The 10,200-nt window shown below is 44.2% G+C and carries 8 protein-coding genes, 1 tRNA gene and 1 riboswitch; of the genes, 4 read left to right on the top strand and 5 right to left on the bottom strand.

Translation table 11 applies throughout. The annotated features are described in order from the left end of the window. From rsxC to AB4653_RS14795, 4 genes are all read right to left on the bottom strand, one after another. The coding region (rsxC, locus tag AB4653_RS14810) for an electron transport complex subunit RsxC (RefSeq protein ID WP_372104580.1) at positions 1–1,650 on the bottom strand (1,650 nt) is incomplete at its 3' end. A 7-nt stretch (positions 1,651–1,657) separates the two neighbouring features. Next, a complete protein-coding gene (gene rsxB / locus AB4653_RS14805) occupies positions 1,658–2,251 on the bottom strand; it encodes an electron transport complex subunit RsxB (RefSeq protein WP_009848647.1) in 594 nt (197 codons plus the stop codon). A gap of 2 nt (positions 2,252–2,253) precedes the next feature. Then, positions 2,254–2,832, bottom strand: coding sequence for an electron transport complex subunit RsxA (rsxA, locus tag AB4653_RS14800; RefSeq protein ID WP_004734039.1), 579 nt, complete (start codon positions 2,830–2,832; stop codon positions 2,254–2,256). Between the two features lie 527 nt (positions 2,833–3,359). After that, positions 3,360–3,435, bottom strand: a tRNA-Asn gene (locus tag AB4653_RS14795). A 509-nt stretch (positions 3,436–3,944) separates the two neighbouring features. Between AB4653_RS14795 and uvrB the strand changes: the two genes are divergently transcribed. The 3 genes from uvrB to luxU all read left to right on the top strand — a co-directional run bounded on the left by uvrB (position 3,945) and on the right by luxU (position 8,034). Next, positions 3,945–5,975 (top strand): excinuclease ABC subunit UvrB, encoded by a 2,031-nt coding sequence (gene uvrB, locus AB4653_RS14790; RefSeq protein WP_009848646.1) that lies wholly within the window; start codon positions 3,945–3,947, stop codon positions 5,973–5,975. A 301-nt stretch (positions 5,976–6,276) separates the two neighbouring features. After that, complete coding sequence (gene luxO / locus AB4653_RS14785) at positions 6,277–7,665, top strand: quorum-sensing sigma-54 dependent transcriptional regulator LuxO (RefSeq protein ID WP_009848645.1); 1,389 nt, start codon at positions 6,277–6,279, stop codon at positions 7,663–7,665. A gap of 24 nt (positions 7,666–7,689) precedes the next feature. After that, positions 7,690–8,034, top strand: coding sequence for a quorum-sensing phosphorelay protein LuxU (luxU, locus tag AB4653_RS14780; RefSeq protein WP_009848644.1), 345 nt, complete (start codon positions 7,690–7,692; stop codon positions 8,032–8,034). 101 nt (positions 8,035–8,135) lie between these two features. On the opposite strand, the gene AB4653_RS14775 is transcribed toward luxU, so the two are convergent. Next, a complete protein-coding gene (locus AB4653_RS14775; RefSeq protein WP_009848643.1) occupies positions 8,136–9,023 on the bottom strand; it encodes a YvcK family protein in 888 nt (295 codons plus the stop codon). Between the two features lie 194 nt (positions 9,024–9,217). Next, a riboswitch (molybdenum cofactor riboswitch) is annotated at positions 9,218–9,370 on the top strand. Between AB4653_RS14775 and moaA the strand changes: the two genes are divergently transcribed. Next, on the top strand, positions 9,359–10,200 hold an 842-nt coding region (moaA, locus tag AB4653_RS14770; protein WP_372104577.1), incomplete at its 3' end, for a GTP 3',8-cyclase MoaA. Its footprint overlaps the riboswitch before it by 12 nt.

The following is a 10,200-nucleotide window of genomic DNA, read 5'->3' as shown; positions in this document are numbered from 1 at the left end:
GTCTGGTTCAGCGCTATCCGCTTTCTGAGCCGCAGCTTGTTTTGCTTTTGCCTTGGCAATCGCAGCCGCAACCGCAGGTTTCACCGCTGGTTCCGCATTAGGAGCTTGGTCTGCTGTCGCTTTTTGTGCCTTAACACGCGCAATCGCCGCAGCAATTGCATCGTCACCGTCGGCTGATTTCATGTCTTTACGACGGTTGTCAGCTGCTTTCTTAAAGCGGTTTTCACGTTCTGCTTTGTCGCGCTCCATACGAGCGTTTTTCTCTTCGAAACGAATCTTGGCGCGCTCTGCTGCAGCGGCTTCATCTTTTCGAGTTTTGATCTCAGCTTTTGCTTGGCGGTAGTACTGAACAAGAGGAATTTCACTTGGGCAGACAAATGCACAAGCACCGCATTCAATACAGTCTTTAATATTCAGTTCTTCACACTTATCCAACTCGTTGGCTTTGGCGTGCCATTGCAGTTGTTGAGGAAGTAGAGACGCAGGACAAGCTTCAGCACACGCGCTGCAACGAATACATTCCATCTCGTAAGTGCTTGGTGAAATCTCACGACGCGTTGGCGCTAAAATACAGTTCGACGTTTTGGTGATTGGCACATTGGCATGCGGCAAGGTAAAGCCCATCATCGGGCCGCCCAAAATCAAACGCGGCAGTTTTTTATCGGCTTTGTAGCCAAACTCTTCAAGTAACTCATGTACTGGTGTGCCTAATAGCGCCCAAACGTTACGAGGTTGCTTAAAGGTTTTACCGGTTAATGTCACAACGCGGTTAACCACAGGTTCGCCGTCAATTACCGCTCGCTTAATCGAGTAAAGAGAGCCGACGTTCTGAACCAAAACACCAATGTCTGCAGGGATGCCGCCAGCTGGGACCTCTTTGTTGGTGAGAATCTTGATAAGCTGCTTCTCACCACCAGAAGGGTATTTAGTTGGGATAACACGAATGACGATATCTTTGTCTCTCGCAGCAATCTCAAGTGCTTTTATCGCATCTGGTTTGTTGTCTTCAATGCCGATAACCGTCAGCTTTGGTTGAAGAATGTGTTCAACCACTTCGATGCCTTTTAATACTTCGTCGGCATGTTCTTGAAGCAACTTGTCATCAGAGGTGATGTAAGGTTCACATTCCGCAGCATTGACGATCAAAATGTCGGTACGACCTAAGCCTGATTGAAGCTTCTTAGCCGTAGGGAAGCCTGCGCCGCCCATGCCTGAAATACCAGCTTGGCGAATCACATCAAGCAGTTCGTCAGAGGTCTTTGTCGAGAAATCTTCAACTGGATTTTTTTCAATCCAAGCGTCTAAGCCATCAGGTTTAATAACCACGCACACGTCGCTCAAGCCAGAAGGGTGAGCGGTGGTTCGTGGTTCGATAGCGGTAATCACACCCGATGTTGGCGCATGTACTGGCAAAGTAAAACCAGTCTCTAAGGCAGTAAGTTGCTGACCTTTGAGTACGGCATCACCGACAGTAACCAATAAGTTACCAGGCTTACCTATATGCTGTTTCACTGGAAGAACGATTTCTTCTGGGAGCCTTGCATGCACGATGTCAGTAGTATTCGACTGTTTCTTGTTTTCAGCAGGGTGCACACCGCCCGGGAAGTTCCAAATAGAGCCCGTGCGAATTTGTTCAATTAAAGAGATCATACTAACCCTATGCCTTAGGCTCTGACGCGGTCGCATCAGTTGCTTGGTTAGTGATATCAGTAACAGGAATGATGTTCATCTGCCATTTCCAATTTTCAGTCGTTGTTGCCACTGGAATCATTTCGATACAGTCAGTAGGGCACGGTGCGACACATAGATCACAACCTGTACATTCATCTTTGATTACTGTGTGGAGTGCCTTGGTGCCACCAACAATGGCGTCAACAGGGCAGGCTTGAATACACTTGGTACAGCCGATACACATATCTTCATGAATGAAGGCAACGGTTTTTACTTTGTTATCTAAGTCATGAGCGGAGTCTTCAACTTCTACGCCCATTAAGTCTGCGAGCTTCTCAATGGTTGCTTGGCCGCCTGGAGGACACTTGTTGATCTTGTCTCCGTTCGCGATCGCCTCCGCGTATGGGCGACAACCAGGGTAGCCACACTGGCCACATTGAGTTTGCGGTAAAATAGTGTCGATTTGATCGACGATCGGATCGGCTTCAACTTTAAAACGGATAGAAGCAAAGCCCAAAATAGCGCCAAAAATAGCGGCTAAAGCGGCGAGTGCAATGATCGCAATTAAAATGGTACTCATGCTTATTTCACCAACCCAGTAAAGCCCATAAATGCCAGAGACATTAGGCCAGCTGTGATCATCGCAATCGACGCGCCTTTAAATGGCATTGGAACATCAGCAACCGCAATACGTTCACGCATTGCAGCAAATAGGATCAATACAAGAGAGAAACCCACCGCTGCGCCAAAACCATAGATGATCGACTGAATGAAGTTGTGGTTTTCATTGATGTTCAGAAGTGCCACACCTAATACCGCACAGTTGGTGGTGATAAGCGGCAGAAAGATACCCAATAGGCGATAAAGGGTAGGGCTAGTTTTGTGAACGACCATTTCCGTAAATTGAACAACCACCGCGATAACCAAGATAAAGCTCATGGTACGCAAGTATTCAATACCCAGAGGGGTAAGGATGTAGGTTTCTACTAGGTATGCAGATACCGACGCTAACGTCAGAACGAAAGTCGTCGCGAGGCCCATGCCAATTGCAGTCTCCAACTTCTTGGAGACGCCCATAAATGGACATAGCCCTAAAAACTTCACTAGCACAAAGTTATTGACTAGCACTGTGCCAACCAACAACAAAAGGTATTCGGTCATAATGGATTAATTCTTGAGATTCCGATCCCGATATTATCCTGTTTTGCTCACCTAATAACAACCAAGGATCACTAGGGATTTAGACACTTGGTGAAAAAAACATCAGGTAATCGATTGATTACCAAAGCTGCAGTAAGTATAGACATAGATTTTGATGGTGTGAGCGTGCAGCGGTATATCACAATGATCTTTGTCTGATCATTTGAGTACTCAGTGATTTCACTTTTGTCTTCGGCCAAAAGGTCGAAATTGATTGAAGTAAATAGCGAACTTTTGAGTCAATTGATTGTTGCTAACTCAAGGCTGTTGCTCGGTTGCTTAGAGGGCTTTTAGGAAAGTGAGTACGTTAAAACGCAAAAAGCCGCATCGAGTGATGCGGCTTCTTTAAATTTGGCCCCCTTGTCGAGACTTAAACGCGGGCGGGTAGCACGGTCCGACGATTCGGGTGTGATATTAACTTGGAACAAGTTAGTCGCAGTTATATACGAAAAAAGCCCAATCTTTCGATTGAGCTTTTTTCTTGAATGTGGCTCCCCTTGCAAGACTTGAACTTGCGACATACGGATTAACAGTCCGCCGTTCTACCAACTGAACTAAAGGGGAATTACTTGTTAGCGACGCGAATTCTAATAAGACTCCTATTTTCTGTCAATAAAAAATAGCAGAAAAAAATAAGATAAAAAACTTTACTTTCTTGAACGCCTTATCAGATTTAGCTTTGCTTTAGTTATCCACCAAAATTGTGGATAAGTATGTGCGTGAAACTTTAACAACAATAATTGGGATAAATCTGAAAATGTTAAAATCTGCGGTAACGTGATGTATTTAAAAGTTTTATATCGAAACATTACGATTGTATAACTTTTTAAGATTATAAAATAAACAGTAAAACAAGTGCTATTTTTAGATTTTTTGGGGAAAAGTAGTGGATTAAAAATCGAGTAATTTAGCTGAAGAGATCTTGCAGGGGCACGGATAATACCAAGTTCCAAAAATAAAAGCTATAACTGATATCTAATCTTAAGATGCATTTCTCTAGATAATAGTTGCAACGACACTCCTCCTAGAGTGACAATGACCTGATTAAATAAACAGTATGGAAATGGCGACCTATGAGTAAACTCTTTGACTTGGTATCGGACTACAGTCCGTCCGGTGACCAGCCGACGGCGATTACCAAATTACTAGATGGACTAGATTCTGGTTTGGCACATCAAACTCTATTAGGGGTAACGGGCTCGGGTAAAACCTTTACGCTTGCCAACGTCATTTCTCAATCTCAAAGACCAGCAATCTTGTTAGCGCCTAACAAAACGTTGGCAGCTCAACTTTATGGTGAGATGAAGTCATTCTTTCCAAATAATGCCGTTGAATACTTCGTTTCTTACTACGATTACTACCAGCCTGAAGCGTATGTACCAACCACAGATACGTTCATTGAGAAAGATGCGTCGGTGAATGCTCATATCGAGCAGATGAGACTTTCGGCGACCAAGGCCTTATTAGAGCGAAAAGACGCCATCATTGTAGCTTCTGTATCGGCTATCTATGGTCTTGGTGATCCTAAATCGTATTTGAAAATGATGCTTCACTTGAGTCGTGGTGAGGTTATGGATCAGCGTGATATTTTGCGCCGTTTGGCGGAGCTACAATATTCAAGAAACGACGTCGCATTTGAACGAGGTCAGTTTCGCGTGCGTGGTGAAGTGATTGATATCTTCCCGGCTGAATCTGACCAAGATGCCGTGCGAATTGAAATGTTCGATGATGAAGTGGATTGCATCAGTATCTTTGACCCACTAACTGGTGCGGTTAAGCAAAGAGACCTGCCTCGCTTTACGGTTTATCCAAAAACGCACTATGTAACTCCACGAGAGAAAATCCTTGAAGCGATTGAGAAGATTAAGGATGAGTTGCGTGATAGAGCTCAATATTTAAAAGACAATAATAAGCTTCTAGAAGAACAGCGTATCTCTCAAAGAACTCAGTTTGATATCGAGATGATGACCGAGCTTGGCTTCTGTTCTGGTATCGAAAACTATTCACGATACTTGAGTGGCCGTGCTGAAGGGGAAGCGCCTCCGACGTTATTTGATTACTTGCCTGATGATGGTCTGTTGATTATCGATGAGTCACACGTGACCGTGCCGCAAATTGGTGCGATGTATAAAGGTGACCGCTCTCGTAAAGAAACCTTGGTTGAATTTGGTTTCCGTCTGCCTTCGGCATTGGATAACCGTCCAATGAAGTTTGAAGAATTTGAGTCTATAGCCCCGCAAACAATTTTTGTGTCGGCCACGCCAGGCAATTACGAAATCGAAAAATCAGACGGTGAGATTGCTGATCAAGTGGTGCGTCCTACTGGTTTGTTAGACCCAATTATTGAAGTAAGGCCTGTCGCGACTCAGGTTGATGACCTATTGTCTGAAATCAGAATACGTTCAGTGAAAGAAGAGCGTGTACTTGTCACGACGCTAACTAAGCGAATGGCAGAGGACTTAACTGAATACCTGAGTGAGCATGGCGTTAAAGTTCGTTACTTGCACTCTGATATCGATACCGTTGAACGCGTAGAAATTATCAGAGACCTACGTTTGGGCGAGTTTGACGTGTTAGTGGGCATTAACTTACTTCGAGAAGGTTTGGATATGCCGGAAGTATCGCTGGTGGCGATTCTTGATGCTGATAAAGAGGGCTTCTTACGTTCTGAGCGTTCTTTGATACAGACCATTGGCCGTGCAGCTCGTAATTTGGAAGGTCGAGCAATTCTATATGGTGACTCGATTACTAAGTCGATGAGAAAGGCGATTGATGAAACCGACCGCCGTAGAGAGAAACAGCAGGCCTATAACGAAGAGCAAGGTATTACGCCGCAAGCACTTAAACGTAATATCAAAGACATTATGGAGTTGGGTGATCTAACCAAGTCGAAGCAGCAGCGCCAATCGAAGCAAGTTCCTCTATCTAAGGTGGCAGAGCCTTCTGAAAGTTATGTCGTACTGACTCCACAACAGCTTGATAAAGAGATCAGCAAGCTAGAAGCTGCGATGTATCAGCATGCTCAGAATCTAGAATTTGAATTGGCCGCACAAAAGCGTGATGAAATTGAGCAGCTAAGAAAGCAGTTTATTACCAACAGCTAATCTCACTTTCCACTCAAGAAGTTGATCCCTTCAGCACAAGAATTGAGAGTGTTTCAGACAAAAAACAGCCAGTAGTAAATGTTCTACTGGCTTACGTCTGTGGACACAAAGTCCACTAACAACGTCAGTTGGCTAGGTGACCCGAAGGTCAGTTAGATAACTGCATCGTTCGTGCCACATAGATAACACATTGATTGTTTGAAGCAAGCAAACGAACACAGTATAAATAGTGTGGTTAATTTGCATAATGCAAAGCGGAATGCGATTATAATAAGAAATGCAAATTATAAATGGCTAGGATATGCAATCAAAAACGTTAGATAACAAATCGAAGTATTTGTTAATGGTAGAAGATACCGCGTCGGTAGCAGCGTTGTATCGATCGTATCTTACACCGCTCGAAATTGATATTAACATTGTTGGTACTGGCCGCGATGCAATCGAGAGTTTGAACCATCGAATCCCAGACCTCATTTTATTAGATCTACGCCTGCCCGATATGACGGGTATGGATGTACTGTTTGCTGTAAAACAAAAATATCCGGAAGTTCCGGTTATCTTCATGACTGCTCACGGCTCTATTGATACCGCAGTAGAAGCCATGCGACATGGTTCCCAAGATTTCCTTATCAAGCCGTGTGAAGCCGACCGACTTCGTATTACGGTGAACAATGCGATCCGCAAAGCCACTAAACTTAAAAATAGCTCGGAACATCCAGGAAATCAGAACTATCAAGGCTTTATTGGCAGTAGTCAAACCATGCAGCAGGTTTACCGAACGATCGATTCTGCCGCATCGAGCAAAGCCAGTATTTTCATCACAGGTGAAAGTGGTACCGGTAAAGAGGTATGTGCTGAAGCCATTCACGCTGCGAGTAAGCGTGGTGATAAGCCATTTATCGCGATCAACTGTGCAGCGATTCCTAAAGATTTGATTGAGAGTGAACTGTTTGGTCACGTTAAAGGGGCCTTTACTGGGGCGGCAACGGATCGACAAGGCGCGGCTGAACTTGCAGATGGTGGAACCCTGTTCCTCGATGAATTGTGCGAAATGGACTTAGAGCTGCAAACTAAGCTACTCCGCTTCATTCAAACTGGCACCTTTCAAAAAGTCGGCTCTTCGAAGATGAAGAGTGTGGATGTTCGTTTCGTATGTGCAACGAACCGCGACCCTTGGAAAGAAGTTCAAGAAGGTCGCTTTAGAGAAGATCTGTACTACCGTTTATATGTGATTCCATTGCATTTGCCGCCATTGCGTGAGCGTGGTGAAGATGTCATCGAAATTGCATATTCATTGCTGGGTTATATGTCTGTCGAAGAAGGCAAGGCGTTCGTACGTTTTGCTGAAGAAGTACTCGATCGCTTTAATCAATATGAGTGGCCGGGGAACGTTCGTCAGTTACAAAATGTGTTGCGAAATGTAGTGGTACTGAATAATGGTAAAGAGATTACTCTCAATATGCTTCCACCGCCATTGAACCAACCAATTGAAAACAGTCTCCGTTTAAAAGAGAAGCAGAACGAAGACATCACGGTAAAAGATATTTTCCCATTGTGGATCACTGAGAAAACGGCTATCGAACAGGCCATCAAAGCGTGTGACGGTAACGTTCCTCGCGCGGCAGGTTTCTTGGATGTCAGTCCATCGACGATATACCGAAAATTGCAAACATGGAATGCGAAGCAGTAATCACCAAATAATAAGAAAAGAGCAATGATGATAATATTAAATCAGCAAAAAGTTGATGAGCTTGCCGGTGAAATAGGGCAAGAGAATGTCCCAGTGTTACTGGAAATATTTTTAGGTGAACTGAAGGGATACTACGAACATTTAGAGCTAAATAAAGAGTCAGACACATCTAAGTATTTAGCGGATATTAGCCATGCACTTAAGAGTAGTGCTGCGAGCTTTGGAGCGGACTCTTTGTGTAGTTTTGCGATTAGCCTAGATGCAAAAGTGAAACAAGCGCTGCCAATGACAGAGGTCGACTTTCAAGGTATGCAGGATATTTTGTTATCCACCTACCAAGAGTACCAGCAGTTAATGACAGAGCTTTAACGCGGTCAATTATCACTAAAGTGGTCAGTCATCAATGAACTTAAAAAGGAGCATCGTGCTCCTTTTTGTTTTTGTTTGGTAAATAGATTCAGAAAACCGAGTTAAACCAACTGATCCCTAATTGCTTGTTGGAGTTTTAAACGGTCGTGTCGCCAATCTCTATTTGGCGAGGCAAGGTCAGTAGTCACGCAATTCCAAAGCCCTTCAAGTTCCGGATGGGGCGCGTTACCTAATACAATATCAATTTTTCTTGCCTTACAGGTACGCTCACACCACTCCAATTGCTCTTGTAGCGTCATTTTCCCAGCAGGTCCATGCTCTGGCGACAGGTTTTCAACGAAGATAACCTTGGCTTTAGTATTATCAGCGATCGCTTTACCAATTTCTGGCAGTAGAAGGGGCGGCATAACACTGGTTAGAAAACTTCCCGGGCCAAGCACGATACAGTCTGCTTGTTCGACAGCTGCAACGGCTTCTCTGGTCGCAGGAACTTCTGGAGACAAGTCCATCATGCGCAGTTTTTCTGTCATGTCATCAACGTTGGTTTCACCCGTAACCCAACGGCCGTCCATTGACAAAGCAGTGAGATCGGAAGGATGTTCCGTCATTGGCACAATATTCACATCGACTTTAAGCATGTTACGAATCAGGTTGATCGCTTCCAATGGGCGAACAGAAAGGTTGTCTAGTGCAGTCAGCATTAGGTTACCGAGGTTGTGACCATCGAGTTCACCTTGACCGCGAAAGCGGTATTCGAACATCATCGAACTGATCGAAGGCTCGGTGATTAGTTGGTTGATACAGTTACGAGTATCACCCCAAGCGATACCACCTTGGCAATCTCGAATACGCCCGGTTGATCCACCGTTATCTGTGGTTGCAACAATGCCTGTCGCGTTGCTACCAAAGTCTTTTAATGCCGCAAGCATACGACCTAAGCCGTGACCACCACCAATTGCGACAACTTTCTTTGAAGAGTAAATATTCATTTTTTGTTCTTGTTAGATTATTACCAACTATAATTTAGGTTAAATGCTTCTCGTCAGATACTCAACAAGAGTTATTTTGAGGGTTTGATACGTTTTTTTTGCCGATGTGACTCGTTTTTTGTCATCAAAGCTAGATTCACGTACAAATATTAAGTATTTTATTACTCAGCTACTGCGCGTGTGAATATAAAGTGCAGTTGCCATAACTCCGAGCTCTCGCATGCTAAGTCGCACAGTGGTATTTGCTGTACCGATACGCATCAAGAGCCAGTGACATGTTGTCACAAGGGCTTAATTGGAAATGATTATGCCTCCCGTGTTTGGAAAGGTGTTCCGTGGCGCAACAATTCGAAGATAGATTCCATCGCAAGTTTTATTACTTGCGCTTGTCGGTTACAGACGTCTGTAACTTTAAATGTACTTACTGCTTGCCAGATGGTTATAAACCGTCAGGGCAAAAAAACTCGTCTTTTTTAAGTGTTCCTGAGATCAAACGCGTTGTTAAAGCGTTTGCTGATTGTGGTACCTCAAAGATCCGCATTACTGGCGGAGAGCCGAGTCTGCGTAAAGACTTTCCTGAAATCATACATACCGTTGCTTCTACTCCAGGCATTGAAAAAGTAGCCACCACAACGAATGGCTACCGCATGGAGAAACAAGTAGGGCAATGGCGTGATGCTGGTTTAACCCATATAAACGTGAGCGTGGATAGCTTAGATTCGCGCATGTTCCATCAGATCACTGGTGAGAACAAGTTTACTGAGGTTATGCGAGGTATTGATAAAGCGTTTGAGGTTGGCTTTGAACAAGTCAAAGTCAACGTCGTATTGATGAAAGACCTCAATAGTCAGGAATTACCAGCCTTCCTTAATTGGATTAAAGACAAACCTATTCAATTACGTTTTATCGAGCTGATGAAAACCGGCGAGATGGACGAGTTGTTCGATAAACACCATGTGTCTGGCGTTGCGATCCGCAACCAGCTTATTGCTAATGGTTGGCTGTTAAAAGTCAAAGCTGTTAACGATGGCCCGGCGCAAGTGTTTGTCCACCCAGACTACAAGGGTGAAATTGGTTTGATCATGCCTTACGAGAAAGACTTTTGTGAGAGTTGTAACCGACTGCGTGTTTCTGCGACCGGTAAACTTCACCTATGTCTGTTTGGCGACCACGGTGT

It is taken from the genome of Vibrio sp. 10N.222.48.A3 (assembly GCF_041475345.1).
GTDB classification, from domain to species: Bacteria; Pseudomonadota; Gammaproteobacteria; order Enterobacterales; family Vibrionaceae; genus Vibrio; species Vibrio tasmaniensis_A.
This window is presented reverse-complemented; position numbering and strand designations above follow the sequence as displayed.

Excerpts from the sequence above, each read along its gene's own strand:
- luxO (WP_009848645.1), top strand. The coding sequence starts at position 6,277 with ATGCAATCAAAAACGTTAGATAACAAATCGAAGTATTTGTTAATGGTA.
- uvrB (WP_009848646.1), top strand. The coding sequence starts at position 3,945 with ATGAGTAAACTCTTTGACTTGGTATCGGACTACAGTCCGTCCGGTGAC.
- rsxB (WP_009848647.1), bottom strand. The coding sequence starts at position 2,251 with ATGAGTACCATTTTAATTGCGATCATTGCACTCGCCGCTTTAGCCGCT.
- luxU (WP_009848644.1), top strand. The coding sequence starts at position 7,690 with ATGATGATAATATTAAATCAGCAAAAAGTTGATGAGCTTGCCGGTGAA.
- rsxA (WP_004734039.1), bottom strand. The coding sequence starts at position 2,832 with ATGACCGAATACCTTTTGTTGTTGGTTGGCACAGTGCTAGTCAATAAC.
- AB4653_RS14775 (WP_009848643.1), bottom strand. The coding sequence starts at position 9,023 with ATGAATATTTACTCTTCAAAGAAAGTTGTCGCAATTGGTGGTGGTCAC.